The 23540-nt window shown below is 71.1% G+C and carries 34 protein-coding genes; 6 read left to right on the top strand and 28 right to left on the bottom strand.

Going from position 1 to position 23540, the window contains the following annotated elements:
- Positions 1-39 precede the first annotated feature (39 nt).
- The 24 genes from ABZ374_RS41890 to ABZ374_RS41775 all read right to left on the bottom strand — a co-directional run bounded on the left by ABZ374_RS41890 (position 40) and on the right by ABZ374_RS41775 (position 11923).
- Positions 40-345, bottom strand: a complete 306-nt coding sequence (locus ABZ374_RS41890) for a hypothetical protein (RefSeq protein WP_360322630.1) — start codon at positions 343-345, stop codon at positions 40-42.
- Positions 346-402: 57 nt separating this feature from the next.
- Positions 403-900 carry a single-stranded DNA-binding protein gene (locus tag ABZ374_RS41885; RefSeq protein ID WP_360322628.1) on the bottom strand — a complete coding sequence of 166 codons (498 nt, stop codon included), beginning with the start codon at positions 898-900 and terminating at the stop codon, positions 403-405.
- 7 nt (positions 901-907) lie between these two features.
- Positions 908-1120, bottom strand: a complete 213-nt coding sequence (locus ABZ374_RS41880; protein WP_360322626.1) for a hypothetical protein — start codon at positions 1118-1120, stop codon at positions 908-910.
- 298 nt (positions 1121-1418) lie between these two features.
- Positions 1419-2990 (bottom strand): DnaB-like helicase N-terminal domain-containing protein, encoded by a 1572-nt coding sequence (locus ABZ374_RS41875; RefSeq protein ID WP_360322624.1) that lies wholly within the window; start codon positions 2988-2990, stop codon positions 1419-1421.
- Between the two features lie 12 nt (positions 2991-3002).
- Positions 3003-3248, bottom strand: coding sequence for a hypothetical protein (locus ABZ374_RS41870; protein ID WP_360322622.1), 246 nt, complete (start codon positions 3246-3248; stop codon positions 3003-3005).
- Positions 3245-3649 carry a hypothetical protein gene (locus tag ABZ374_RS41865; RefSeq protein WP_360322620.1) on the bottom strand — a complete coding sequence of 135 codons (405 nt, stop codon included), beginning with the start codon at positions 3647-3649 and terminating at the stop codon, positions 3245-3247. The genes ABZ374_RS41870 and ABZ374_RS41865 overlap by 4 nt, the downstream gene beginning before the upstream one ends.
- 31 nt (positions 3650-3680) lie before the next feature.
- On the bottom strand, positions 3681-4049 hold the full coding sequence (locus ABZ374_RS41860) for a hypothetical protein (protein ID WP_360322617.1): 369 nt from the start codon (positions 4047-4049) through the stop codon (positions 3681-3683).
- The gene (locus ABZ374_RS41855) at positions 4046-4327 is read right to left on the bottom strand and encodes a hypothetical protein (RefSeq protein WP_360322614.1); all 282 of its coding nucleotides are present in this window, start codon (positions 4325-4327) and stop codon (positions 4046-4048) included. Before ABZ374_RS41855 ends, ABZ374_RS41860 begins: the two co-directional genes overlap by 4 nt.
- Positions 4324-4827 carry a RusA family crossover junction endodeoxyribonuclease gene (locus tag ABZ374_RS41850; protein WP_360322611.1) on the bottom strand — a complete coding sequence of 168 codons (504 nt, stop codon included), beginning with the start codon at positions 4825-4827 and terminating at the stop codon, positions 4324-4326. Before ABZ374_RS41850 ends, ABZ374_RS41855 begins: the two co-directional genes overlap by 4 nt.
- Entirely contained in the window at positions 4824-5321 is a 498-nt protein-coding gene (locus ABZ374_RS41845) for an SLOG family protein (protein WP_360322608.1), read from the bottom strand. The genes ABZ374_RS41850 and ABZ374_RS41845 overlap by 4 nt, the downstream gene beginning before the upstream one ends.
- Positions 5318-5731, bottom strand: a complete 414-nt coding sequence (locus ABZ374_RS41840) for a hypothetical protein (protein WP_360322605.1) — start codon at positions 5729-5731, stop codon at positions 5318-5320. Before ABZ374_RS41840 ends, ABZ374_RS41845 begins: the two co-directional genes overlap by 4 nt.
- The gene (locus ABZ374_RS41835; RefSeq protein WP_360322602.1) at positions 5728-5862 is read right to left on the bottom strand and encodes a hypothetical protein; all 135 of its coding nucleotides are present in this window, start codon (positions 5860-5862) and stop codon (positions 5728-5730) included. The genes ABZ374_RS41840 and ABZ374_RS41835 overlap by 4 nt, the downstream gene beginning before the upstream one ends.
- Positions 5859-6089 (bottom strand): hypothetical protein, encoded by a 231-nt coding sequence (locus ABZ374_RS41830; RefSeq protein WP_360322599.1) that lies wholly within the window; start codon positions 6087-6089, stop codon positions 5859-5861. The genes ABZ374_RS41835 and ABZ374_RS41830 overlap by 4 nt, the downstream gene beginning before the upstream one ends.
- Complete coding sequence (locus ABZ374_RS41825) at positions 6086-6799, bottom strand: exonuclease domain-containing protein (protein WP_360322597.1); 714 nt, start codon at positions 6797-6799, stop codon at positions 6086-6088. Before ABZ374_RS41825 ends, ABZ374_RS41830 begins: the two co-directional genes overlap by 4 nt.
- Positions 6796-7125: a hypothetical protein gene (locus ABZ374_RS41820; protein ID WP_360322594.1), complete on the bottom strand. Its 330-nt coding sequence runs from the start codon at positions 7123-7125 to the stop codon at positions 6796-6798. The genes ABZ374_RS41825 and ABZ374_RS41820 overlap by 4 nt, the downstream gene beginning before the upstream one ends.
- Positions 7122-8243, bottom strand: coding sequence for a hypothetical protein (locus tag ABZ374_RS41815; protein ID WP_360322591.1), 1122 nt, complete (start codon positions 8241-8243; stop codon positions 7122-7124). The genes ABZ374_RS41820 and ABZ374_RS41815 overlap by 4 nt, the downstream gene beginning before the upstream one ends.
- Positions 8243-9127 carry a hypothetical protein gene (locus ABZ374_RS41810; RefSeq protein ID WP_360322588.1) on the bottom strand — a complete coding sequence of 295 codons (885 nt, stop codon included), beginning with the start codon at positions 9125-9127 and terminating at the stop codon, positions 8243-8245. The genes ABZ374_RS41815 and ABZ374_RS41810 overlap by 1 nt, the downstream gene beginning before the upstream one ends.
- Entirely contained in the window at positions 9124-9303 is a 180-nt protein-coding gene (locus ABZ374_RS41805) for a hypothetical protein (protein WP_360322585.1), read from the bottom strand. The genes ABZ374_RS41810 and ABZ374_RS41805 overlap by 4 nt, the downstream gene beginning before the upstream one ends.
- Positions 9300-9680 carry a hypothetical protein gene (locus tag ABZ374_RS41800; protein WP_360322582.1) on the bottom strand — a complete coding sequence of 127 codons (381 nt, stop codon included), beginning with the start codon at positions 9678-9680 and terminating at the stop codon, positions 9300-9302. The genes ABZ374_RS41805 and ABZ374_RS41800 overlap by 4 nt, the downstream gene beginning before the upstream one ends.
- Positions 9677-10288, bottom strand: a complete 612-nt coding sequence (locus tag ABZ374_RS41795; protein ID WP_360322579.1) for a hypothetical protein — start codon at positions 10286-10288, stop codon at positions 9677-9679. Before ABZ374_RS41795 ends, ABZ374_RS41800 begins: the two co-directional genes overlap by 4 nt.
- Entirely contained in the window at positions 10285-10767 is a 483-nt protein-coding gene (locus ABZ374_RS41790) for a hypothetical protein (protein WP_360322576.1), read from the bottom strand. Before ABZ374_RS41790 ends, ABZ374_RS41795 begins: the two co-directional genes overlap by 4 nt.
- The gene (locus tag ABZ374_RS41785) at positions 10764-11216 is read right to left on the bottom strand and encodes a hypothetical protein (protein WP_360322573.1); all 453 of its coding nucleotides are present in this window, start codon (positions 11214-11216) and stop codon (positions 10764-10766) included. The genes ABZ374_RS41790 and ABZ374_RS41785 overlap by 4 nt, the downstream gene beginning before the upstream one ends.
- 163 nt (positions 11217-11379) lie before the next feature.
- Entirely contained in the window at positions 11380-11679 is a 300-nt protein-coding gene (locus ABZ374_RS41780) for a hypothetical protein (RefSeq protein WP_360322632.1), read from the bottom strand.
- Positions 11624-11923, bottom strand: a complete 300-nt coding sequence (locus ABZ374_RS41775; protein ID WP_360322570.1) for a helix-turn-helix transcriptional regulator — start codon at positions 11921-11923, stop codon at positions 11624-11626. The genes ABZ374_RS41780 and ABZ374_RS41775 overlap by 56 nt, the downstream gene beginning before the upstream one ends.
- Positions 11924-12127: 204 nt before the next feature.
- Here ABZ374_RS41775 and ABZ374_RS41770 point away from each other — a divergent pair, with 204 nt between their 5' ends.
- Together ABZ374_RS41770 and ABZ374_RS41765 are read left to right on the top strand one after the other, a co-directional pair.
- Entirely contained in the window at positions 12128-12625 is a 498-nt protein-coding gene (locus tag ABZ374_RS41770) for a helix-turn-helix transcriptional regulator (protein ID WP_360322567.1), read from the top strand.
- 461 nt (positions 12626-13086) lie between these two features.
- Complete coding sequence (locus ABZ374_RS41765; protein WP_360322564.1) at positions 13087-14304, top strand: hypothetical protein; 1218 nt, start codon at positions 13087-13089, stop codon at positions 14302-14304.
- A 115-nt stretch (positions 14305-14419) separates the two neighbouring features.
- Here the strand turns inward: ABZ374_RS41765 and ABZ374_RS41760 are convergent, their stop codons facing one another.
- Both ABZ374_RS41760 and ABZ374_RS41755 read right to left on the bottom strand, forming a co-directional pair.
- Entirely contained in the window at positions 14420-15634 is a 1215-nt protein-coding gene (locus tag ABZ374_RS41760; protein WP_360322561.1) for an acyl-CoA dehydrogenase family protein, read from the bottom strand.
- Positions 15635-15820: 186 nt separating this feature from the next.
- On the bottom strand, positions 15821-16216 hold the full coding sequence (locus ABZ374_RS41755; RefSeq protein WP_360322558.1) for a VOC family protein: 396 nt from the start codon (positions 16214-16216) through the stop codon (positions 15821-15823).
- A gap of 180 nt (positions 16217-16396) precedes the next feature.
- Between ABZ374_RS41755 and ABZ374_RS41750 the strand changes: the two genes are divergently transcribed.
- The 4 genes from ABZ374_RS41750 (at position 16397) to ABZ374_RS41735 (ending at position 21239) form a co-directional block, all read left to right on the top strand.
- A complete protein-coding gene (locus ABZ374_RS41750) occupies positions 16397-17440 on the top strand; it encodes an ADP-ribosylglycohydrolase family protein (RefSeq protein ID WP_360322555.1) in 1044 nt (347 codons plus the stop codon).
- Positions 17441-17485: 45 nt separating this feature from the next.
- Positions 17486-18973, top strand: coding sequence for a phosphatase PAP2 family protein (locus tag ABZ374_RS41745; RefSeq protein WP_360322553.1), 1488 nt, complete (start codon positions 17486-17488; stop codon positions 18971-18973).
- A gap of 99 nt (positions 18974-19072) precedes the next feature.
- Positions 19073-20104: an MsnO8 family LLM class oxidoreductase gene (locus ABZ374_RS41740; protein ID WP_360322550.1), complete on the top strand. Its 1032-nt coding sequence runs from the start codon at positions 19073-19075 to the stop codon at positions 20102-20104.
- A gap of 130 nt (positions 20105-20234) precedes the next feature.
- On the top strand, positions 20235-21239 hold the full coding sequence (locus ABZ374_RS41735; RefSeq protein ID WP_360322547.1) for a hypothetical protein: 1005 nt from the start codon (positions 20235-20237) through the stop codon (positions 21237-21239).
- Positions 21240-21350: 111 nt separating this feature from the next.
- Here the strand turns inward: ABZ374_RS41735 and ABZ374_RS41730 are convergent, their stop codons facing one another.
- On the bottom strand, positions 21351-23213 hold the full coding sequence (locus ABZ374_RS41730; protein WP_360322544.1) for a PQQ-binding-like beta-propeller repeat protein: 1863 nt from the start codon (positions 23211-23213) through the stop codon (positions 21351-21353).
- Positions 23210-23533 carry a hypothetical protein gene (locus ABZ374_RS41725; protein WP_360322541.1) on the bottom strand — a complete coding sequence of 108 codons (324 nt, stop codon included), beginning with the start codon at positions 23531-23533 and terminating at the stop codon, positions 23210-23212. The genes ABZ374_RS41730 and ABZ374_RS41725 overlap by 4 nt, the downstream gene beginning before the upstream one ends.
- Positions 23534-23540: the final 7 nt, after the last annotated feature.

Below are 23540 nucleotides of genomic sequence, written 5' to 3'. Positions count from 1 at the left end.
TGGCGAGGGCTCGGCGGACGGCGGCGATGGCGTCGTCGGTCACGTGGTGCTCCCGGTGGTGGGTGCGGGGTCGTCGGCCCGTCCGGTCGCCGCGGTGGCGATGGGTCGGGCGGCGAACGCGAGGTGGGTGTCCATGCGGTGCCACACCTCCTCCTCGTCGGCGTGCTCGTCGATCAGCTCGGCCTCCTCCTCGTACTGCTCGTCTCGGCATCGCTGGCAGAGCTGGATGGCGACGGGGCCCTGTGTCCAGTCGACGGGGATGCGGGGCGGGCGCCAGGGGAAGAGCCTGCGGATTTGGCGGCATCGCTGGCAGCGGCCTTCGATGCCGTGGGTCGTGTCGGTCACTGGGGCTCCGTGGGGGTGGGGCCGGGCGCTCGTGTCGGGGCGCCCGGCCGGGCGGGGTCAGAACGGGGGGTTGTCGTCCGTGGTGGCGGGTGCGGTCCATCCGCTGTTCTGCTGGCCGCCGTTGGCCCAGGGGTCGTCTTGCCGGGCCTGCTGTGGCGGGCGTTGCGTGTTGCCGCCGGCGGTGTTCGTGCGGCCGGCCTTCGTGATCTTGGCGGTGGCCCACTTGAGGGTGGGGCCGATCTCGTCGACCTCGAGTTCGACGACGGTGCGCTTCTCGCCTTCTTTGGTCTCGTAGGAGCGCTGCTTGAGGCGGCCTTGGGCGATGACGCCGGTGCCCTTGGTGAGCGACTCCGCGACGTTCTCCGCGAGTTGCTTCCATGCGGAGCAGCGCATGAAGAGCGGTTCGCCGTCCTTCCACTCGTTCGTCTGACGGTCGAACGTGCGCGGCGTGGACGCCACGGTGAAGTTGGCGACGGCGGCGCCGCTGGGGGTGAAGCGGAGTTCGGGGTCGGCGGTGAGGTTGCCGATCACGGTGATGAGGGTGTCTCCGGCCATGTGCGGGTCAGTGCTCCTTGTGTGTGGCTTCGAGGTGTCGGGCGATGTGTCGTGCGTCTTCGGGGAGTGCGTGGGTTTTCGGGGTGATGGGGCTGGGGCCTTGGACGGTGGCGACGATGTGGCGGGCGAGGTCGGCGAGGCTGGTGTCGGTGTCGGTGATGAGGGCTTCGGCGATGAGGTCGTGGACGTCTCGTTCCAGGGGGGTCAGGGGGTGGTGCATGGGGTTCTCGCTTTCGGGCCGGCGACCAGTCCCACGACCCCGCCCCTCCCTAAAGGGAGGAGGGAGGGGCAGGGTCGTTTTCGGGTCTGGAGCAAGATCGGGGGCAGGGTGGGGGCACGGTCGGGGCAGGGTCGTTCGGGGTTGGTGTTTGTGCTGGTGGGAGTGGGTTTTGACCGTGCCCCTGATCATGGAAATCTGAATCTGACACAGCATCAGAAATGCGTCCCCTTTGCCCCGATTCGACCCTGCCCCTCGGAAGGGGCAGGGTGGGGCAGGGTCGTCGCGAACCGGGAATGCCTCATTTGCCCGACTCCGCTTCAAGATCAGGGGCAGGGTGGGGCAGGGTCGTTCCCGGGGTGTCGGCCGCCTCGCGAAACGGCTTGCGACAGGTGTGGAGATGCGCGTTCCGGGCCCCGCCGCGAACCTCCACGAACCCGCCCGCGATGAGGAGTTCCAGCGCCAGCCGCTTCACGTCGTTCTTGCCGTCGACGGCCGCCTCCAGGGCCGACTTCGTCAGGCCCGGGTTCTCCTCGACCGCGCGGGAGATCTTCTCCATCAGGGCCGTGGGCCGGAACAGCGTCGGAGTGTCGTCGTCGGTGTACGGCCGCGGGGACCGCAACTCCACGCGCACCGAGCGGTCCTCGGCCGAGAACATCTGCAGATCGCCGATCACCGCGCCGACGGCCTGCTCGCGCACCCGACCCGGCCGGTCCTTGGCCACTCGCACACGGCTGATGCCGTGGGCCCCATAGCCGAACGGCTTGATCGGCTCGACCAGGTAGGCCGCGCCGTCGATGCCGGCGAGCTTGTGCTGGGCGCCCATCGCGTACCGGCCGCGCTTCTCGCTGTCCTTGACGACGTGGTCGATCATCGCCACGGCCGGACCCATGTTGGCGACGAACCGTGGCACCGCGGTGTAGAAGGTGGCGGCGTCCGAGTTGCTGAGCGGTTCCAGGCCGTGGAGGTTCATGGCCTCGGTGACGCCGTCGACGACGCACAGGCCGGGCCGGTCCCGCTCGATCACGGCGCCGATCACCGAGCGGGCCGCGTCGTCGATCGGGACGTCGGGCCGGCAGTACCGCAGGCCCTGGAGGATCATCTCGGCGGGGATGCCGAGCGCCATGAGACGGCCGACGATGCCTGCGGCACTGTCTTCGAAGTCGAGGTAGAGGACGACGCCGCCGGCGCCGATGAGTTGCGCGCAGGCGAGGAGGAGGAGCCAGGTCTTGCCGGACTCGGACTCCCCCGAGACGGAGTGGATCTTGCCCGCGTACAGGAGGGATTCGCCGTCGTCGCGCTGGAGGAACTCGGGTGCGGCGTTGAGCTGTTTGCCCTCGACGACGTCGGTGAGGTCGAGCGGCGCCCACGGGTGGGCGATGTCCAGCGCGGACTTCGTCCGCTTCTCGATGAACTTGGTGATCAGCTTTCCGGCTTCGGCAGGGTCGTGGTCGGCCGAGTGACCGTTCTGCATGAGCCGCGTGCCCAGGGCGATCTCGGCCCGGGTCTCGGCGTGCTCGTGGATGATCTTCGCGTAGTACCCGGCCTGCCCGACCACGGCGGCCTGGGAGTACACGGTGTGGAGGTAGGGAGCGCCGCCGACGCGCTTGATGTCGCCGGTGCGGGACAGCTCGTGGTTGAGGGCGATCGGGTCGGTGGGGGTGCCCTCGGCGTGGAGGCGGGACAGGGCCCGCCACAGGGTTTCGTGGGCGGACCGGTAGAAGTCGCCCGGTTCCATGAGCGCGCACGCGCGTTCGTGCTCGGCGGGGTCGTACATGGACAGTCCGAGGATGCGCATCTCGGCGTCGATGTCGTGGGGCGGCAGGCGCGTCAGGGGTCCCTCGTCCTCGCGCAGGTAATGGACGTTGTCCACGGGACTCCTCGGTCAGATGAGCGTGAGCTGCGTGCAGGTGGGCGGCGGGCATTCGTGCCGCCGGTGGCCGGCCGGGGTGCCGGCGGCGAGTGCGGCGAGTGCCTGTCGGGCGGTGATGGATCCGCCGTCGGGGATGTAGGGGCCGTACAGGTGCGGGTCCGCGTCGAGGCGCCCGTCGGTGGGGCTGTTCAGGACCGGGGCCGAGCACCGGGGGCAGGTGGATCGCCCGTCCCCGGTGTGGGGATGGCGGCCGGTCACGCGTCCATGTGGGTCCGGAACTCCGCCTCGGACGGCAGACGTTCGGTGATCTCGTCGAGGTAGAGGCTCGGGTCGCGCGGGCCGGGGCCGACCTCGTCGAGGGTGCCGTCGAGCTTGCGCCGCCGGAACATTGCGCGCATGGCCTCGCGCAGACCCCGCTCCTCGTCCGGGGTGCGGGCGGTCTCGGCGAACGTGACGCGGACGACGACCTGCGGGGCCTTCTCCTCGCTCGCGGCGGTGCCGGTGTACTTCTTCGCGGTCAGCTCGACCACGGCCATGACGGTGGAGTCGGGCGCTTCGAAGAGTTCGCGGCGCTGGTCGCGGGTGAGGCTGATTTCGACGGCGCCGCCGGAGGCGTCGAGCTTGACCTCGGGGACGGCGTCCTTGGGGAGTCGGGGCATGGTGTGGCCTTTCGCTCGGTGGTGCGGGTAATCAGGGGGTTTGTGTTTGGTGGTTGCCGCAGGCGGGCCACCAGGCGCGGACGTCGGTCGCCGCGCCGTGGGTGAGGTACTTGGGTCCGAAGGCGTCGCACTTGGGCCAGGTCTTGCCGTAGCCGTGCTGGAACACGCGGTGGACGCAGGAGCCGCATCGCAGGCCGAGGGCCTGCTTGTCGAGGGCGTTCGCGGGGGCCATGGGGTTGAGGCCGCCGCCGGTGAGGGGGTGGCGTCCGGCGGCGACGTCGGCGATCTGCCGCTTGGTGCGGCGAACCCCCGCGCTGTCGTCGGAAGCGGGCGGGCGTGTGCCGGCGAGGACCGCGGGTGTGATCGCACCGCCGAACAGGTCGTCCTGGTGGGCGGTCACGCCGCCTCCCGGACGCCGGTGCCGTAGACGACCGTGTCGCGGTGGGTCAACATGCCCCGGTAGTAGGAGACACACAGCCGGCAGACGTCGAGACCTTCTCCGACGAGCGCGGGGTAACGGCCGTTGGTCGCGCGGTAGGCGTCACGGGCGTCGGGCCGCGCGTAGCACGATCGGAGGAGGTCGGAGGCCCAGACGAGGCGCGTGGTTGCGGTCCGGTCACAGGCGCGGCACTTGCGTGGGCCGAGGTCGGCGAGGAGGTCGAGCTGATGGGCCGTCACGAGCCACCGCCGATGCGCCAGACCCGGATGACCGCGCCCGGCCGTTCCAGCGCGTCGTAGCCCTCGCCGGGGTAGACCTTCGTCGCGGTGACCTCGACGATCCGAGAGTCGTCGGCGATTGCCTTCGCGTCGGTGAGCGCGTCGAACGTCGACCTGATGAGCTTGTCCAGGTCGCCGGACGAGCGGGTGATCGGCCACGTCGTGCGCCGCTTCGGAGCCGACGCGGGCTTGACCACGGTCAGGGTCAACTCGACCGCGAGCGGTCCGTCGAGCGGCCCGGTACCGGTCGCGTCCAACACCTCGTGCGCGGCGAGCCGGACGGCCTCGCGCCACGGCTTGACGCGCTTCGAGGACTCGATCAGCCGGCCGTTGCCGACGTGGCGCTTGCTGCCCTGCGGGGCGGGGATGCCGTAGGCGGTGACCGCGAGGTCGGGGCGAACGCCGCGCAGGGTGCGAGCAACGGCGGTGTGGGCGTGGGCGATGTCGTCGATGGCGGTCATGCGGCACCTCGCCGAGCCAGGGCGGGCAGCAGGACCGGAGCGCCGCCGCCGGGCACCCACTTGCGTCCACCGATTCCGTGTTCCCGCGCGAGCTTGATCATGTTGGCGGTGCCGAACGATCGCTCGGCCGCGGCGAACGCCACGAACTCGCGGGCTCCGCGCTCGGCCATCGCCAGGTTGCGGCGCGGGCCGGCGCCGGGGCAGTAGTCCGGGAGCACACCCGGGTGGTGCACGTCCCCGGGCTTGCGCATCTTGCGATGGGGCTTCCTGGGGCAGATCGGCGCGCAGTGGTCCCAGTACGCGGCGAACGGGTCGCGGCGGATGCCGAACTCGTCGGCGATCAGGTCGCCGAGGGCGTCCGCTCCGGTGGGGCAGGCGCCGTGGACGACGACCAGGTCGCCGCCGTGTTCGATCTGGAGGTCGCCGAGAACGGCGCGGATGGCGATGCTCTGGGTCCACCAGCGGGAGCCGGTGAGGATGACTCGGTACGTCATGCTGCGGTCCTCTCGGGGTGCCAGCGGCAGGCGTCGCCCACGCAGTTCGGGCAGAAAGGGGGGACGGTCCGCATGTAGTGCCGCGCCCGGGTTACCGTGCGGGGGGTCACCCGCAGGGTTCGGGCGATCTCCCGGTGGGCCATGCCTCGTTCGGTGAGGACGCGGACGGCGACGCGTCGCTCGTCGGCGGTCATCCGGCCGGGCGGATCCCCGGCGACGGCGCGCTCGACGGCGACCTCGTCGACGTCCAGGACCGTGTCCGGGGCGAGCACGCGGCGGGCGCTTCGCCGGCCTCGGTCCCGGTGGCAGGACTTGCACTCCGCGGTGTGGCCGGTCGGGTTTCGCCGGTCGACGACGAAGGCATCCAAAAGCAGCGTGCGTCGGCAGGTGCGGCAGGTTCGGTGGGTCACGGTTCCTCCGTCCGGGACGTGGGGGTTCGGTCGGCGTCGCGTTCGGCGTGGTTGCGGGCCTTGGTCGCGCGCATGACGGCGACGACGCAGACCAGGAACGCGAGGTAGAAGAGGGCGGCGTCGAGGATCACCGGGGCCTCCGGTGGCGGCCGGTCGGCACGGGCTCCCACAGGGACCCGGGGGCGACGTACCAGTCCTCGTCCGCGAGGCACTGGCCGGGCGCGCGGTGCGGGCGGGGCGGGACGCGGGTCGGGAGCGAGGTGACGACGTGGACACCGCCCTCGACCGCGACAGGGGCGCGGGGGCCCCGCCGGGCCGGGGAGACCCGGCCCAGCAGGGTGACGAGACGGCCCGTCACGACTCGCCTCCGGTGTACGGCACGAGCGGCCACGCACCCTCGACCACGGCATCCGGATCCGTGCGGCGGAAGTACGCCTGCAGACTCACCGCCTGGTCGTGCGCCCACGACTGCTGCAGCCCGTGCAGGTCCTTCAGCCGCACCTGCAGGTTCCCCGGGTAGCGGCACGCGAGCTTGTACGCCAGCCGTGCCCCGGCCAGGGCGTCGGCGGTCGCGTCGTGCGCGTCGTCGCCCAGGACGATCCCGTAGTGCTCGCACTGCGCGGTCAGCGTGCGCTTGCCCTTGCGTCGCGCGAGCTGCTTGTCGATGACGTACGGGTCGATGACCAGCGGCGGGTGCAGGCTGCGTTCCGTCGGCGGGACGAGCCCGTGCCGGCGGCACTCGCGGTCCAGCAACGTCAGGTCGAACCTGGCGTTGAAGGCGACGATCGGCGTGCGGTCCTCGATGTACGAGGCGAGGATCGTGGCGGTCTCCTCGACCGCCTGCTTCGCCTCCATGCCCTCGGCGACCGCGCGTTCGGTGGTGATGCCGTGGATGGCGGCGGCCTCCGCGGGGATCTCCACGCCGGGGTTGACCAGCCACGTCGCCGGGTCGGTGGGCTTGCCGCCGCCGACGCCGATGATCGCGGCGGACACGATCCGCGCGGTTTCGGGATTCGGCCCGGTGGTCTCGGTGTCGAACGCGGCCATGCGCTCCAGGTGCCAGCTCACGAGGGCACCGCCACGTACTCGATGACCAGCACCCATACCGTGAACCGCGCGCCCGCGAACCAGAACTCGGCGCCGAGGTTGCGGAAGTGGGAGCCGTCCCGCTCGCCGACCGGCTCGCCTTCCTGGAACTCGCCGCCGGTCTCCTCGGCCAGCTTCCGCAGCAGCGTGCGCTTGCCGACGGCCTCGTCGTCGAGCTGCCCCATCACGTGCCGGGGGTCGGCCTCGGTGGCCGCGCCGATCTCCCAGCCGACGACCGGGGGCAGCCATGCGGGCGCCTCGGTGAGGAGTTCGACGAGCGCCTGGGCGCCCTTCAGATGCGTCGTCACTTCGAACCCTTCAGGCTGGTGAGGAATGCGCGGAGCTGGCCGGCGGTCGCCGACCCGGGGGTGAGGCCGTCGTACGCGGCGGCGAACTCGCCGTTGAGGCGGTCGGTGTCCCAGCCCTTGCGGCCGGCCACGGCCATGACCTGGAACCACACGTCGGTCGGGTCGTCGTCGACGACCTCGGCGTCGACGACCTCAAGTTCCGGGGCGGGCTGCGGAGGCGGAGTCTCGGCCTGATCGGCGGCCGGGGCCTGCGGTGCCGCGCGGAGCGGCTCGCCGATGGCCCTGAGGCGCTCGTCCAGATCCTTGGTGAGGTGCCCGGCGGCCTCGGCTTGGCGGCGAACCTCGACGACCTCCTTGAATGTCGCGGCAACCGACGCGAGAGCCGCGTAATCCGGCGCCGCAGCAATGGCCACGCGTTCAGCCCCCGCGGCGACCGCCCGCTCGGGACTCGGCCCGATCCCGGGGACTCGGCCGGACATCAGCGCCGTCGGCGTGATCTCCACATCGAGGGTGGGAACCATGAACTCGGCCGGGCCCTCGTCGCGCATGACCTTCTTCAGCTCCATCCCGAGCCACCCAGGGACGTAGCCGTTGGTCATGGCCAACAACTCGGCGGCAGCAGGCAGTTCGACCGCCGCGTAGTAGCCGTGCGTGGTCAGGAGCCAGATGCCCAGTGCGGGCAGATCCTTCAGCATCACGTTGAGCCGGGTCGTGATCGCGCAGTCCCGCTTGGCCATGTCGCACAGGCACGGCTTGTCGGTCTTCTGCTCGGTCGCTCCGTCACAGCGGCGCACGCACCGCGCGCCCTTGTACTGCTCGTACCACTGCGAGAACGCATTCTTCGGCGGCACCAGGACCGGGAGACGACTGCTCGTCGAGTACACCTCGTACTCGGCGGCGGCACCGTTCGCCGGAGTCCACGCCTGGACGGTTCCGCCGTACAGGGCGGCCACCTGCTCCAGGAGCGGACGCGAGGGCGACGTGAACCGGAACTTGTCGAGCTTTGCGGGACGGAGGAGCGGCTTGCCGTCCTTGCGGGTGCGCCCGGTGTCGATGGTGTGACCGATGCGGATCTCGCCGAGCTGACGCATCCGCTGTTGAAGGTCGAGGATGGGCATCAGGCCGCAGCCCCTTCGGTGGTGAGGGCCGGCAGGCTCAGCGGAGCGCCGACGACGGACTTGGACAGGACCCGCTTGAACTCGGCGACCTGCTGCACGTGCAAGAACGCGGCGAACACGTCGTCACCGCAGGCCAGCGGCATCACCCGGTAGCCCTCGGGCCGCAGGTGCAGAACGATCCCCACGCTGTGGATCGGAGGCAGCGGGATTCGCGTGCCGTCGCGCAACCACCCGACCTCGGCCCCGCGGTACGCGGCCATCTGCAGGCCGGCTTCCGGGTACACGCCCTTCTCGTCCAGCTCGCCGCCGGTCTTGGTGTCGCCCAGCAGGACGGTGTCCGCGGGGACGTCGAGAAGGCGGGCGATCAGGGGCGACCGCAGGAGGTAGTCGAGCTTCCCGGCGTATCCGTGGGTGAAGTTCCCGACGGTCATCTCCGACGCCTCGAAGGTGACCTGCCAGTCGTCGACGAACGTCAGGAAGTGCCGCAGGTAGGGGGCCATTTGCCGGTCGTTCAGGAGTGCTTCGGGGAGCGGCTTGCCCAGGACGTGCGCCTCGACGAGCGTGTGGGCCGCTGTGCCGATGTCGGAGCGTTCGTCCTTCTTGCGGATGTGGCCCTTGCGGAGCCAGTCGTACGCGGCTTCCTTGTCGGTGGGCCGCAGCGAGGCGGCGACGAGGCGGGGCAGCGTGGCGAACGCGTCGGCGGCGGTGAGGTTCGCGGACCAGAACACCAGCTCGGGCTTGGGGTATCCCTGGCCCAGGATGGTGGTGACGCGGCGCAGCTTCTCGCCGCTGCCGGGCACCCGGTACCAGCCTTGGGAGGGCTTGGGGATGCGGTCCTCGCCTGTGGACGCGGGCGCGGGTTCGGCCTTCTTGCGGGCGGTCACGGTTCTCCCCTGTAGATGTCGGCGGCCTCGTCAGCGGCCAGGCCCGCGCCGCCGCAGCCCCAGCAGCACTGGGCGGGGTCGGTGGGCTCGACGGTGGATCCGCCGCAGCGCGCGCAGCGGGTGTCGGTGGGGGCCGCCGCCCCGGGGGGCGGGACGGCGGCGGTCGGGGCGGTCACGCGGGGGTCTCGCTCGGCGTCGGGCACGGCCCGCCGAGCCCGGTGGTGTTGCCCGCGCACAGCCGGATACCGGCCATGTTGCGGACCCTGCCGACCCGACCGCAGCAGTCGCACGCGAGATAACGGTGGGTCCGGATCACGGCGTCGGCACCCGCCGTCGGAACCGTGTCGGACCACACGAGGAACCGACCGTCCACGAACGGGCCGGGCCCGTACAGGTACCAGCCGGGCCCGGGGTCGTTCGGGCCGATCTCGGTGTCGTCGAGGTCGTCGAGCGCCCAGAGCACGTCATCGACGATGCGCTCGTATCGCTCGGGGTGGATCGCGTGCCATCCACGCCGGCGCAGGTCCCCGCGCCGGAACTCGGGGGTTTTCACGCCGCACCGCCCGACTCGGCCGCGATGTACTCGCGGATCGTGCGAGTGCCGACGTCACACGCCCCGGCCAGATGCCGAGCGACCCACACGCTCTGCGTGAACCGCCCCGGACCCGCCAGATACCAGCCGGCCGGGTCAACGTCCTCGCGCAGATCCAGAGACCACAGCACGTCGCCGACCCTGAGAGCCCACCGCCGATCCGCGATCCGCGTCCACTCGGGCACAAACACCCGGCCCGCCATCAACCGACCGGCCGCGACCGCAACCGCGGCTGTTTCGAACGCCGCGATCACCTCATCGGCCGTGCGCTCCGGAGCGTCGTTCCAGGTAGCGATCACGTCCATCGGGATCTGACGGGGATCACCCGACATCTGCACGAGGGCAATGAAGGCGCGCTCGGCCTCATGGGCAACCGGGCTCTGGCCTTCCGGGGCCCCCGTGATCACCAGCCGCAGGGCGCCGTCAGCGCACACCGCACACTCCGCCGGCACGTCGCCGCGGACCGGATCGGCGGCAGACAGGGTCTCCTGAGTCCAGCCGTTTCGGCGGATCACCTCGGCCGCCCGCCGGAATACATCGGCAAAGTCGGGCAGGTTGGTCGTCGTCATCGGGTCCCCCCGGTCGTCGTGTCGCTGGCCACCGGCCGGACCGCGTGCGCCGCGATCCACCGCTCCGCGAACACCTGCGCCATCGCCTGCCACGACCCCAACCACTCGCCGCCCTCGGCCCCCGGCCCGACCAGGTACCAACCCGGCCGCGCACACGACAGCCGATGCTCGATCTCGTAGGCGTCGTCCGTCGTCTTGCAGTGGCACGAATCCCGCCACGCCCACGCCACACCCGCCGGTGCCACCTCGTCCGGCGACGGGTCACACGGGTCCGGCTGCACCAGCAACTCCGCCACCGTCAACCGGCGCACGCCCGGAATCGTCGGGCAGGACGGGTCGCACACGAAGACCTGGCCGCGGCCCGGCACGATGCCGATCGGCGTCGACACCCGCGGGTACGACACCCCACACAGCACGCACGCGAGCCCGTCGAGCTGAGTCTCGGTCAAGCCCTCGGCGCGAAACACGTAGGCGCTCATGCCGCCACCGCCACCGGCAGCGCGTGCGGGTTCCGGCCGGCGGCGCACAATGCCCGCCACCGCTCGCCCTGCCCGACCAGGTCACCCGCGAGAGTTCCCGCAACCTCGTCGGCCGTCTGGTCCTCGACCTCCCGCTCGCACGCCGCGACGTACCGCAGCAGCGCGGCCACCTCGCCGGCGTCCTCGGCGACGTTGTCCGCCCACGTGTCCAGGTCCCCCTCCGCGTAGGCGCACAACTGGAGCGCGGCGAACACCACGGGGGGCATCGGGTGGACCAGGACCTTGCCGGTCTCGGCCACGAACAGGGCGGTCGAGGCGCCCAGGGGCCCGTGCTCGTGCAGGTCGATCCAGCCTTCGTGCCGGAGCAGGCCCTGCGTCTCGATCAGGTCGGCCGCTTTGTCGAGCAGGTCGGCGACGGTTTCCGGGGGAATCGGTTCGGTAGTCTGCATAGGTCCTGCCACTCCTTCGGATCAACGTCTTCGGTGGTGGTGGGTCAGCGGGTCGCGCCGTGCCATCGGTCGCGGCCCGCACTCGCGTTCTCGGGCATCTCGGCCAGCCGGTTCGGGCATGGCTAACGCCAGGACGTGGCGCATGGATGGGAGAAAGCGAAGGTCAGACGGAACTGAGCGCCCGGCTACGGGGCTTCGGGCAACTCGTCCGGGACTTGCGGCGGTTGGGCTTCACGCCGTTGTCGTGGGACTTCATTTCCTGAATCGCGGCCAGGTGCGCGTCGCTGAAGAACAGCTTTCGGCCGGCTCGGGTGTGCGGGAACTCGTCGTGGTTCACGCCGTCCCGCAGCCAGCGCCCGGAGACCTTCATGCCGATCTCCTTGAGCCGCTCGGCGGCGCTTTCCGGGTCATACAGGGCCACAGGGCCCGCCTCCGGGACCGGAGTCGAGGTGATGTTGTTCACTTGTTACCTCCTTCTTTGCGTTCGTGATGGGTGCACGAAGGGTCTTGTCCGTCATGTGGAGGGCATCGCGGAGGGTCACGTACTTCTCGGGGCTCATCCGCTTGCGGCTGCCGGTTTCGAGCTTCGACACGTAGCTGACGTGGACGCCCAGGATGGCTGCCAGCTCGCGTATCGACATGCCTCTGACCTGCCGCTTTTCGCGGATTCGACTGCCCCTCACCGCGATCGTTGCGGGTTGGTGCATGCCAGAAAACTAGCAGTCATTCGCAGTCTCGTCTAGCGGTTTCTCGCAGTATCTCGCAGTTACTCGTGGCGACCGCGAGGAATCGCGCTCACTCGCCGCGCATTATCGGCCGCAGACTGCGAGATCTGGCCAGCAGTGCCGGTTTCCGGTCTGTTCACCGGACAGGGCTCGCTGTGCCTGCGTGTGACTGCGACACTGAGCCCCATGGCAGAGACGCACGCCGAGACCCCGCGTCAGCGCCTGGGTCGACACCTCGCCCAGGCCCGGATCGCTCGCGGCCTCAGGAAAGGGGCCGCCGCCAAAGCGGCCCACATGACACAGACAACGTGGATGCACATCGAGAAGGGGACCGCCGAGACGATCGACATGAACCTGGCCGCCGCCGAAAGAGTCGTGGGCTGGGCCCCCGGCTCCGCCGACGCGATCATGAAGGGCGGCGAACCGACACTTCTTCCATACGCCAACACGCAGGCGGACCCGGACAGAGTTGTCCCGAACGGTCCGGAGCAGGTGTCGAAGAGCGCCGACGACTCTTTCTGGCGCCCGGGCGACGAGGACGAGATCCGTCGCATCCTGACCGACACGATGGTGCACGCCATCCCCACCGCCACCGGCGCGGACATCCAGCGGGCGTCGAGTGCGTTCATCGAGGAGATGCGCCGCAGGGGACTGGTCGCCGAGCCCGACAGAGGCGACGGATAGCGCATCGAATCGTGATCAACTGATCACCTTTAGCTATCTTTATGCTTTTGTTGCAAACATGACCGCACGAACCTGCGAGTAACTGCGAGAAACTGCGCGGTCCCATGCGACGATCGAGTGCGCCACTTGGGGGTACGAGCCGGCAAGGAGGCACTATGCCGGTCGGCATGATCGTGGCCATGGGGCCCGCGATTTACAGCACCACGGGAGTCGTAACCGAGGGAAAGCACAAGGGAGTCCGGCTGTGTGGTCTGACACCGCGCGTTCTCACCGACGCGGATGCTCTGGATACAGCCATCGCAGGTCTCCGAGCGCAGGGCGTGGACTGTCGCCGCGCCTGCGCCGGATGCCCGATCGCCTTCCCTTGACTACGACCCCGTAAAGCCGTTGCGGGAGGCCCGCCCGTCCTGGCGGCGGGCCACCCGCCCCAACCCATCGCGCACAGCGCGCAGGGGTGATGCATGGCATATGCAGAAAAGCGCGGAAAAGGGGCCAAGCCCTGGCGCGTTCGATACCAATCGCCGGACGGTTCATGGGCGTCCGAGCCAGGTTTCGCAACGAAGCAAGACGCACTCGACTACGGTCGAGCACAGGAGACGGACGTCCGTCGCCAAGTGTTCATCGATCCTCGCGACGGCGAAATCACACTGGGGACATTCGTCGAAAGCTGGCTCCCCGCCATCGACGTAGCACCCAAGAGCGAGTACGAGTACCGCAAGCGGTTGGATGGACACATCCTCCCGCGCTGGGGCGAGGTGCAGTTGCGGAAGATCACCGGGCTTGCGTTTCGGGCCTGGGAGAAGGAACTTCGCAAGACCTATTCCAAGAACTACGTCGACGGCATCATCTCGGTGCTACGGATGCTGCTCGACGACGCAGTCGAGGAGAAGCTCATCCCGCGGAGCCCCATCCCCCCTCGCAAGCGCCGACGCGGGCGGTACGTCCGCAAGGATAAAGACGAAAAGGTGTGGGCATCACCGGAGCAAGCCCTCAGCCTGGCCGAGAACGCACGAATCCGGTGGGCTCCGAACGGCGAGATGGGCTACGCGATCGTCCTGACCCTTGCGTACACGGGCATGCGTATGGGTGAAATTGCCGGGATCAAGCGGGAGGACTGCCAGTTCCTCGGCAAGGAGTACGGCAGGCGCATCAACCTGACTCGACAATTCCAATACATCGAGGGGGCACGTGAGTTCCCAGACCCGAAGTACGGGAGCGCCCGCTCGATCCTCCTGCCGCCCTTCCTTGCCGACCTGCTCTCCAGGCTGTTGTCGACCCACACGGCTCCCACCCTGTTCACCGCCCTCAAAGGAGGGCAACTTCTGGCCGGCGGCGATTTCTACACGTTCTTCTGGCGGCCGCTCGTCGACGGTCGGTGCGCAGCTCCGCCGACGCGAGGCCGTGGGGCGCTCCCGGAGATCCCTCCGGTGGAAGGGCTCGCGGGGAGCGGCATGATCCCGCACGGGTTGAGACATGGGCACAAAGTGTGGCTCGACGAGGACCTTATGCCGCGGGTGGCCGTCGAGGAGCGCCTGGGGCACATCCTCCAGGGGATCGAGAGCGTGTATGGGCACGTGACCGAAGCGATGGAGGTGTCCATCGCCCAGGCGTTGCAGGCGCGGTGGGAGCGATCCTGCACCGCATCAGCCGGGGACGAGACCGCTTCCGGAGTTGGCTGAACCTCGTCTCCCAGTTGTCTCCCAACTGATCTTGAAAAGCCAAACAACGCCCGTCCGCTGATTGCGGCCGGGCGTTGCTTCTTGAGGGCCAAAGAGGCTCTGACCTGTTCGTTCGTCAGCGGATCGGTACGCCCGACAACGTCCGCGCGATGACCAGCCGCTGGATCTCGCTCGTGCCCTCGAAGATCGTGTAGATCGCGCTGTCCCGGTGCATGCGCTCGACCGGGTATTCGCGGGTGTATCCGTTGCCGCCGAGGATCTGCATCGCGGCGGAGGTGACCCACTTGGCGGTCTCGCCGGCGTACAGCTTGGACATCGAGCCCTCGGCCGCGGTGAACGGCTGGTTCGTCGCCGCCATCCACGAGGCCCGCCAGGTGAGCAGCCGGGCCGCGTCGATCCGGGTGCGCATGTCGGCGATGGTGAACGCGACGCCCTGGTTGTCGATGATCGGCCGGCCGAACTGCTCGCGGACCTGCGCGTATTCCAGGGCCACCTCGTAGGCGGCGCGCGCGATGCCCACCGCCTGCGCGGCGACCGCCGGGCGGGACGACTCGAAGGTGGCCATCGCCGCGTTCGAGCGCCCGGACGTGCCGGACCTGGCGCGCGCGAGCCGCTCGTCCAGCTTGTCCTTGCCGCCCAACAGGCAGTCGCCGGGGACCCGGACGTGGTCCAGCACCACCTCGGCGGTGTGCGACGCGCGGATCCCGTGCTTCTTGAACTTCTGTCCCTGGGACAACCCGGGCGTGTTCGGCGGGATCACGAAACTGGCCTGGCCGCGCGAGCCGAGGGCGGGGTCGGTGGTGGCGACCACGACGTGCACGTGCGCGATGCCGCCGTTGGTGGCCCAGGTCTTGACCCCGTTGAGGATCCAGTCGCCGGTGGCCTCGTCGAATTCGGCGCGGGTGCGCATCGAGGAGACGTCGGAACCGGCGTCGGGCTCGGAGGAGCAGAACGCGGCGACTCGGACGTCGTCGGTGGTGCCGAACAGTTCGGGTGCCCAGGTGATGATCTGTTCCTGCGTGCCGTTGGCCACCAGGCCGGCCGCGGCGAGCGCGGTGCCGGTCAACGCCAGGCCCAACCCGGCGTCGCCCCAGAAGAGTTCCTCCATGATCAGCGGCATGCTCAGGCCGGTGGGGTCGAACGCCTGGGTGGTGAAGAAGTCGAGGGAGTAGAGTCCGATCTTGGCGGCTTCCTGGATGATCGGCCAGGGGGTCTCCTCCCGCTCGTCCCACTCGGCGGCGGCCGGGCGCATCGTCTCGGCGGCGAAGGTGTGCACCCAGTCGCGGATGGTGGTCTGGTCCTCGTTCAGCGCGAGGTTGAAGGCGGTCATGGGTGGTGGCCCCCGGGACATCGTCGAATTGTTACCGGCTGGTAGCTTGAGTGTGTCGTCGCCGCCCGAGGCCGTCAAGAGGCCCGGGAATACCGGCCGATCGGGTTTGCCCAAGCCACGCACCGCGGTGTCCGGCGGCTCGCGCGACGGCCGCCGACGTCCCGTCGGATGCCGGGTCGCGTCGGGTCAGATGCCCGGTCGATAGCGGATCGGATGCTCGTCCGGCACCTGCACCACACAGATCCGCACCCCGTCCGGATCGGCGATCCACATCTCGTCCAACCCCCACTCCTCCCGGCGCGGTTCGCGCAGCACGGTGGCGCCCCTGCCCAGGAGTTCCTTGTGGGTGACGCCCAAGTCCCGCACCTGGAGCCACAACCGCAGATCCGCGCAGCCGGGCCCGGTCTCCGTCGCGGTGCCCGAGACCTCCAGGAACCCGCCGCCGAGGAAGAACACCGTCCCGCGATGTGTCCCGGTCCCGAACTCGCGGGCGATCGCGAGTCCGAGCACGTCGCGGTAGAAGGCCAGCGAACGATCGAGGTCGAGGGGGCGCAACAGGATGCGGCCGGAGAGTACGTCCATGCCTTCAAGCTTCGCCCCGGGGCCACGATTTCGAACCCTTTCGGGGCGGTGTGTCCCACCCCTGCACGGATCGCCGCCCCGCCGCCGCCCCGCCCCGCGTGCCCGTCACCGGCCCGCATAAAGATCCGGACGCGAGCCGCCCGGCCGGCAGGCTGGGACCTCGACGAAGGGTGGTGCCACATGGTGGGGAACGCGGAGCGGGTGCGCGGGAGCATGTTCGGCCTGGCGTACGGGGACGCGTTGGGCGCGCCGACGGAATTCCTGTCCTACGCGCAGATCGTGCGCCGATACGAACTGCCCGGCCCGATGGACCTGGAAGGCACGCCCGCGCTGGTCACCGACGACACCCAGATGGGCCTGGCGGTGGCCCACGCGCTGATCGACGCGCGGACGAACGCGGGGCCGCACGCGCGGGCGAACGGGTGGGTGCTGACCGCCGAGCAGTTCGCGCCGTTGCTGATCGAGCGGTTCCTGACCTGGTGGGACTCCCCGGACAACACCCGCGCGCCGGGGCACACGTGCATGTCCGCGTGCGCCGAGTTGGCCGCCGGCCGGAGCTGGATCGACGCGACCCGCCGCGGCTCCAAGGGCTGCGGCGCGAACATGCGGGTGACCCCGCTGGGCCTGGTCGACCACCTCGACGAGGCCGCGCGGTGCGGTGCGGCGCAGCTCCAGGCGGCGATCACCCATGGTCACCCCACCGCACTGGCCGCCTCGGACCTGACCGCGACCGCGGTACACGCGCTGCGTACCGGTGTGTCGATCGCCGACCTGCCCGCGTACCTGCGTGCGCACGCCGAGGCGCAGCGCGAGGTCTACCACGCCGACTGGCTCGGCGAGGACCTGTGGCGCGGCCCGTTCGCGGACACACCGGAGGGCTTCATCGCGCGCGGCTGGGACGAATGCCTGGGCGTGCTGGACCGGTTGGACAGCGCGCTGCTGGAGCGCGATCGACGGTCGGATCCGTGCCGGATCACCGGCGCCGGCTGGATCGCGGAGGAGGCGTTGGCCACGGCCGTGTCGTGTGTCGCGCTGTATCCGGACGACCCGAGGTCGGCGCTGGCCCGGGCCGCCGCCACCTCCGGCGACTCGGACTCGATCGCCGCGTTGACGGGCGCGATGATCGGCGCGGTGCACGGCCTCGACGGGTGGCCCGCGGCCTGGCTGGAGCGCATCGAGTACCCGGTCGAACTGTCCGAGGTGTCCGAGGCGCTCCGGATGTGACGCAGGTCGTGGTGTCCGGGACCGCTTACGGGTAGTGATGGCGCCATGGGAAAGATCCATGCCGCCGACCGGGCGGCCTTCGCGTGGGTGGCAACGCATCATGTGCCGTGGGCGAACAAGGCGCTGCCCGCCTTGTCGCGCGCGGCCAACCATTCGCGTCTGTGGGCGGTGACCGGTGCGGGAATGGCGCTTTCCGGTGGACGCAGCGGGCGCCGGGCGGCATTGCGCGGACTGGGTTCGGTGGCGCTCGCGTCGACCGTGACCAACGTGGTCCTCAAGAGTTGGGTACGCCGGCCCCGGCCGGTGATCGACGCGGTGCCGATGGCCCGCCGACTCAGCAGGCAGCCGTGGACGACGTCGTTCCCGTCCGGGCACGCGGCCTCCGCGGCGGCCTTCGCCACCGGAGTCGCTTTGGAGTCGCGTCCGTTGGGCGTGGCGGCCGGCGCGCTGGCCGGGTCGGTGGCCTTCTCCCGGGTGTACACCGGCGTGCACTATCCGGGTGACGTCCTGGCCGGCGCGGCGCTCGGCGCGGGCCTGGCGGCGGTGACGCTGCGCTGGTGGCCGACCCGGCCGGTGGAGGCGGCGTCCGCGCCGCCGCCGCGCGGGAAGGTGCCGGCCCTGGTCGAGGGGGACGGCCTGGTGGTCGTGGTCAACTCCTCGGCCGGCCCCGAGGGCGACGCCGCCCAGCGCCTGCGCGAACTGCTGCCGGCCGCCAAGGTGGTCGAGCGCGGCCAGAACGGCGATCTGGTCGCGCTGTTGTGCGAGGCGGCCCGGGAGGCCCAGGTGCTGGGCGTCGCGGGTGGCGACGGCAGCGTGAACTGCGCGGCGCGGATCGCGCTCGATCGGGGCATGCCGCTCGCGGTCTTCCCCGCCGGCACGCTCAACCACTTCGCCGGCGACCTGGGCCTGACCCGACTGGACGACACCGCGCAGGCGCTCGCGGCGGGCGAGGCGGTGTCGGTGGACGTCGCCGAGTTGCAGCGCGACCACTCGCACCCGTTCTCCGACGACGGGCAGGAACTGGGCCCGGAGCTCTTCCTGAACACCTTCTCGCTCGGCGTCTACCCCGATCTGGTGCGCTTCCGCGAGGAGTTGGAGGGCAAGATCGGCAAGTGGCCGGCCATGCTGGTGGGCCTGGTCCGGGTGCTCCGGGACGCGGGTCCGGTCAAGATGCGGGTCAACGGCCGTCCCCGCTCGTTGTGGCTGCTGTTCCTGGGCAACGGCCAATACGCCCCGGAGGGCTTCGCGCCCACCTACCGCCCCGACCTCACCGACGGCCTCCTGGACGTACGCATCGTCGACGCCTCCCGACCGCTGGCCCGCACCCGACTGGTGGCCGCCGTACTCTCCGGCACCCTCGGCACCTCGCGCGTGTACGAGGCGTCCACGACCCGCACGATGCGCCTGTCCGAAATACAGGAGGGCGCCGAACTCGCCGTCGACGGCGAAGTCCGCCCCGGCGCGTCCCAACTCCGCATCGCCAAGGGTCGCCGCCTGATGGTCTACCGCCCGGAGGGCGCGGTACGCGACTGATCCCCACCGCCGGACCCCCCGGCGCGGCCCACCCCGCTCGCCGCCCCCGCCGCCCGACCGCCTCGGGAATTCCCTGGCCGGGGCGGCGTTGGGGGTGGTGTGAACGTTGTGCCGCCGGGGGTCCGGTTTTCCGTGCTCGACAGGTCGCTCACCCTGGACGGGGAGCATCCGGCCTCCGCGTTGCGTCATGCCGTGGCGTTCGCGCGGGACGTGGAGCGGTTGGGGTATCACCGGTTCTGGGTCGCCGAGCATCACAGCGTGCCGGGCGTGGCCGGGTCGGCACCCACCGTGTTGGCCGCCGCGGTGGCGGCGGTCACCGAGCGGATTCGGGTCGGGACCGGCGGGGTGATGTTGCCCAATCACCAACCGCTGGTGGTGGCGGAGCAGTTCGGCGTGCTCGAATCGTTGTATCCCGGGCGGATCGACCTGGGCGTGGGTCGTTCGGTGGGCTTCACCGACGGGATTCGGGCGGCCCTGGGTCGGGGCAAGGACGCGGCCGAGGACTTTCCGGACCGCCTGGCCGAGTTGCTCGGCTACTTCCTGGGCACCCAGGACGCGCATCCCGGCGTGCACGCCCGACCGGCCGAGGGACTGCGCCCCGCCCCCTTCGTGCTGGCCACCGGGGCCGGCGCGGACCACGCGGCGCGGGCGGGGGTGCCGCTCGTGGTCGCCGCGGCGATCGGCGAGGAGCGCATGCTGCGCGCGATCGAGCGCTACCGGACCGCGTTTCGCCCGTCCGCGTGGTCGGCGCGGCCCTACGTCGTGGCGGCCGGCACGGTCGCGGTCGCCGAGACCGAGGAGGCGGCCCACGACCTGCTGCTGCCCGAGGCATGGGCCGCCGCGTATTCACGCACTCGAGGCACCTTCCCGCCGCTGATCCCGGCCGAGCGCATTCGCGCCGGCACACCGAGCACCCGCGAGCGGGAACACCTGGACGCGGCGCTGCGCGAGCAGATCCACGGCACCGCCGAGACCGTCGCCGCCCGGCTGGCCGCCCTGTTCGCCCGCACCGACGCGGACGAGTTCCTGGTCACCACGAGTTCGTACGACCGACCGGGTCGCCTCGACTCGGCCCGACGCCTGGCCGAACTCGCCGGCATCGCGCCCCGGATCGGCGCCGCCGCGGGTTGAGATCCGCGGGTGGTGCGGCCGGGCCGCGCGGCCCAGGCCGACCGATGGCGGCCGGGCGCGCGTGGCAGGCGGTGGGCGTTGCTAACGTGGTGCGGCCCGAGCCGGTCGTTCTGCGGGGAGGTTCCGACCGATGGCCCATGCCGGCCAGCACGCATCCACGCTGCCACACCCATACGCACCCGGGCACACACCCGCGCACGCGGCCGTCGAGACACCCGCGCAGATCGAGCGGCGCTGGATCGCCAACGTCGCCTCGGTGGTGGTTCCGGGCGTGCTCGCGCACCGGATGTTGCGTCCGTCGCACCGGATCGGCAAGCCGGACGGGCTGATGGGCAACCTCAACCGGGTACGCGCGTGGCTCGGCCTGACCATCGTGTTGGCCGTGTTCCTGCGCGGGCTGTACCAGGAGCGCACGCACGCCTCCGGCGCCACCACCAAGGTGCAGGGTGCCCAGGTGGTCGCCGAGTTGGTCTCGGCGATGGTGCGTCGGCTGGTGCTGCTGCCGCTGTACGGCATCGTCGGCATCCTGTTGATGGGCTGCCTCCTGGTGCTCTGCGCCCGGCCGCACCTGCGGTCGCTGACCATGCGCCAGTTGATCCATCCGATCCGCTCGGTCGGGTTGTTCCTGATCGTCCCGGTGCTGGGCATCGCCCTGGCCTGGGGGTGCCGCAAGGGCGCGGGACTCGGCGCCGACACCAACACGCTGCGCACCGACGGGACCGTGGTGCAGCTCGTGTTGTCGTGGGTGTCCATGGTCGCCGGGATCTGGGTCTTCGGGTTCGCCCTGGTGGCCATCTGGCAGGTGGCGCAACACCTGTTCTCGGCGGCGGACGGGCACCCGATGTTGCCCGCGCTGATGGCGATGTGGCTGGCCTGGACGTTCGCGCTCACCGACATGCTGGTCAAGACCGACAACCCGCTGTTCGCGGGCTCCGACATCGTGCCGGGCAACATCAAGGCGGTGGTCGGCGTGGGCGGTTCGCTGATCATCACCGGGTTGAGCATCTGGGAGATCCGCCGGCTCGGCCGCTGGAACGGCATCACCTGGCGCAGCGGCCCGTGGGGGTCACGCTCGCCGCAGACCCGAGACGCGGTTCAGGGACCTGGGCAGGGACCGAGGCAGGGACCGAGGTAGCCGCCGAGGCCGACCACCCGGCCCCGGACGCGGGTGGGTACGCCCGGGGCGGGTCCTCGATCGCCCGCCGGGCGTCGTGGAGCCCGACGGGCGATCGAGGACACGCCGCGGCTAGTCCTTGCTTCGCGCGCTGGTGATCACGCGGTAGCCGAGGCCGGCGGTGCTCTCCTCGACCAGGAACAGTCGGCCGTCGTGTTCGAAGGGCTTGGGCATCGTCTCGGCGACGGAGACGCCCAGGCGCAGCGGATACTCGTCGAGTACGCGGATGTGCCCGGTTTCCGGGTCGAAGTGGACCAGGCGCGGGGGCTTGCTGCCTCGGGCGTTGACCCATACCCGCAGGCCGCCGTCCCGGTCCACCGCGATCGGCGCGGCCTTGCTGTCCACGCTCACGCCCACGACCTTGACGGCGGCGGGCAGCGCGGAGATCCAGCGCACGCGGCCGCTCGCCCGGTCGATCGCGATGATCTGGTTGGCCCCGGGCGTGCTGGACGCGTGCACGGACCGGCCGTTGTTGCCGGGAACGTAGATCGTGCGGTCGTCGGCCAGGATGCGCGGCGCGGTGCCGCGCGCGTCGCCGATCAGCGGGCCGCCGGCCTCGATCGGGTAGGCGGGCTCGCCCCGGTCGGACAACACGATCAGCCGCGTCGGCCCGCCCGGTGCGTTCGGCTCGTCGACGATCACGGGGGAGGTGGCGACCACCGGCGATCCGCCCTTGGCGACGGTGCCGTCCCGGGGCAGCTTGTGCACCCAGGCCGGCTTGCCGGTGAGCGGGTCGACCGCCCACACGGCGTCGGTGGTCCCGCACAGTCCGTTGGCGACGAGCGCGGGGCCGCCGCGGAAGCCGGTGACGTGGCAGCCCGCCGCGAAGGTGCGGTCCGCGACCCACAGTTGAGCGCCGTCCTTGATCCGGAACGCGGTGTCGCCGCTGACCGCGACACCGCGCGAGACGGCCAGGCGTTCGCGGGCGGGGGTGTCCTTGGCGGGGCGCGGCTTGCTCCACACCTCGGTGCCGGAGGTGATGTCGATGCCGGCGATCCGGTCGCACGCGGTACCGAGGCCGTAGACGACGACGGCGATCGGGCCGTCGGTCTCGGTGCCGGCCGCGCACATCGCGGCACCGTTCGGGAGCGGCTTCTCCCACACGGTGGCCCCGCTGTCCACGCGGTACGCCACCACCCGGGCACGTTCCGAGCGGACCACGGTGTCGCCCTGGAACCAGGTGCCCTCCAGCGTGCGCGGGTCGGCGACCGCGTTGTCGGGGGGCTTGGGGCCGTCCCGACCCTCCTTCAACGCCCAGGCGACGGTGACGCGTTCGCCGACGTTGTCGTAGCCCTGGGGCTGCCGGACGGCCTGCCGGACCGCGCCGACACCCGCGATCGCGAGTACCACCAGGGCCAGGATCGTGCCGCGGAGCAGGATCGGCCGATCGCGCGCGGGCCGGACCCGGTCCGGGGCGAGCGGCGGTCCGAACACGAAGTGGTGCGCCGAGGCGGCGGGTTGCAGCGGCATCGGGGCCGGCGTCGGCGGGAGCGGCGAACCGGGGCCGGCCGGGCCGACATACCCGGCTACGTGCGGGTGCGGGTGCGGGTGCGGGTGCGCGTGCGGGTAGGGCGTGGGCTGCGGATGCGGGTCGTGCAGCGGCAGGTTGGGGTTGGCGACGAAGCCGCCGCCGGAGGCGTTCGGGAACGGCGCGGGTCGGGGCTGTGGTTGGGCCGGGTCGGGGGCGGCAGGCCGGCTGTGAGGATGGCCCGGCGACTGGGGTGCGGTCCGATCCGACGGCGGGGCGAACGCGGGTGGCGTCTGGGCCTGGGCCGGCGGGGCGAACGGCGGAGGTGTCCCGGGCGACGCCGGCGGGGCGAACCCCGGGGGCGTGGACTGCCCCGCCCGGGCCCGGCGTTGCTCGTCCCACGGGTCCTGCGAGTCCTGCCGGTTCGGCGCGCCGTCCGGGTCGTGCGGGTGCCGCGGGGTGCTCACGCGCCACCTCCCGCGATACCGGGTAGCACCGGTGCGCCGAGGCCGACGTCGCGGGGACCGGGCAGGTCCTTCTTGAGGTCGCCGCGGTCCAGGGGGCCCACCGACTGGCCGACGTTGTGCAACCACAACACCAGGAACGCGATCACGGCGGCCGATGCCGCGGTGATCAGCACACACACCACGATCACCCGCACCTTGCGCGGCGCGGCCGGCCGGTTCGCCGCGGGCGGCTCCGTCGCCCCGCCCCACGGTTGTGGTGTCGGTCCCGGTCGTGGTGTCGGCCCGCGGCCCCGACCCTGCCCCGGCAATGAGTGCGTCATGACGATC

This window comes from Embleya sp. NPDC005971 (assembly GCF_040629175.1).
Taxonomy (GTDB): domain Bacteria; phylum Actinomycetota; class Actinomycetes; order Streptomycetales; family Streptomycetaceae; genus Embleya.
The sequence above is the reverse complement of the archived record's forward strand: the minus strand, read 5'-3'. Positions and strand labels throughout refer to the sequence as shown.

Coding starts and splice junctions, on each gene's coding strand:
- ABZ374_RS41885 (WP_360322628.1), bottom strand. CDS start 900: ATGGCCGGAGACACCCTCATCACCGTGATCGGCAACCTCACCGCCGAC.
- ABZ374_RS41880 (WP_360322626.1), bottom strand. CDS start 1,120: ATGCACCACCCCCTGACCCCCCTGGAACGAGACGTCCACGACCTCATC.
- ABZ374_RS41865 (WP_360322620.1), bottom strand. CDS start 3,649: ATGCCCCGACTCCCCAAGGACGCCGTCCCCGAGGTCAAGCTCGACGCC.
- ABZ374_RS41850 (WP_360322611.1), bottom strand. CDS start 4,827: ATGACCGCCATCGACGACATCGCCCACGCCCACACCGCCGTTGCTCGC.
- ABZ374_RS41845 (WP_360322608.1), bottom strand. CDS start 5,321: ATGACGTACCGAGTCATCCTCACCGGCTCCCGCTGGTGGACCCAGAGC.
- ABZ374_RS41815 (WP_360322591.1), bottom strand. CDS start 8,243: ATGCCCATCCTCGACCTTCAACAGCGGATGCGTCAGCTCGGCGAGATC.
- ABZ374_RS41795 (WP_360322579.1), bottom strand. CDS start 10,288: ATGACGACGACCAACCTGCCCGACTTTGCCGATGTATTCCGGCGGGCG.
- ABZ374_RS41790 (WP_360322576.1), bottom strand. CDS start 10,767: ATGAGCGCCTACGTGTTTCGCGCCGAGGGCTTGACCGAGACTCAGCTC.
- ABZ374_RS41785 (WP_360322573.1), bottom strand. CDS start 11,216: ATGCAGACTACCGAACCGATTCCCCCGGAAACCGTCGCCGACCTGCTC.
- ABZ374_RS41775 (WP_360322570.1), bottom strand. CDS start 11,923: ATGCACCAACCCGCAACGATCGCGGTGAGGGGCAGTCGAATCCGCGAA.
- ABZ374_RS41770 (WP_360322567.1), top strand. CDS start 12,128: ATGGCAGAGACGCACGCCGAGACCCCGCGTCAGCGCCTGGGTCGACAC.
- ABZ374_RS41765 (WP_360322564.1), top strand. CDS start 13,087: ATGGCATATGCAGAAAAGCGCGGAAAAGGGGCCAAGCCCTGGCGCGTT.
- ABZ374_RS41760 (WP_360322561.1), bottom strand. CDS start 15,634: ATGACCGCCTTCAACCTCGCGCTGAACGAGGACCAGACCACCATCCGC.
- ABZ374_RS41755 (WP_360322558.1), bottom strand. CDS start 16,216: ATGGACGTACTCTCCGGCCGCATCCTGTTGCGCCCCCTCGACCTCGAT.
- ABZ374_RS41750 (WP_360322555.1), top strand. CDS start 16,397: ATGGTGGGGAACGCGGAGCGGGTGCGCGGGAGCATGTTCGGCCTGGCG.
- ABZ374_RS41745 (WP_360322553.1), top strand. CDS start 17,486: ATGGGAAAGATCCATGCCGCCGACCGGGCGGCCTTCGCGTGGGTGGCA.
- ABZ374_RS41735 (WP_360322547.1), top strand. CDS start 20,235: ATGGCCCATGCCGGCCAGCACGCATCCACGCTGCCACACCCATACGCA.
- ABZ374_RS41725 (WP_360322541.1), bottom strand. CDS start 23,533: ATGACGCACTCATTGCCGGGGCAGGGTCGGGGCCGCGGGCCGACACCA.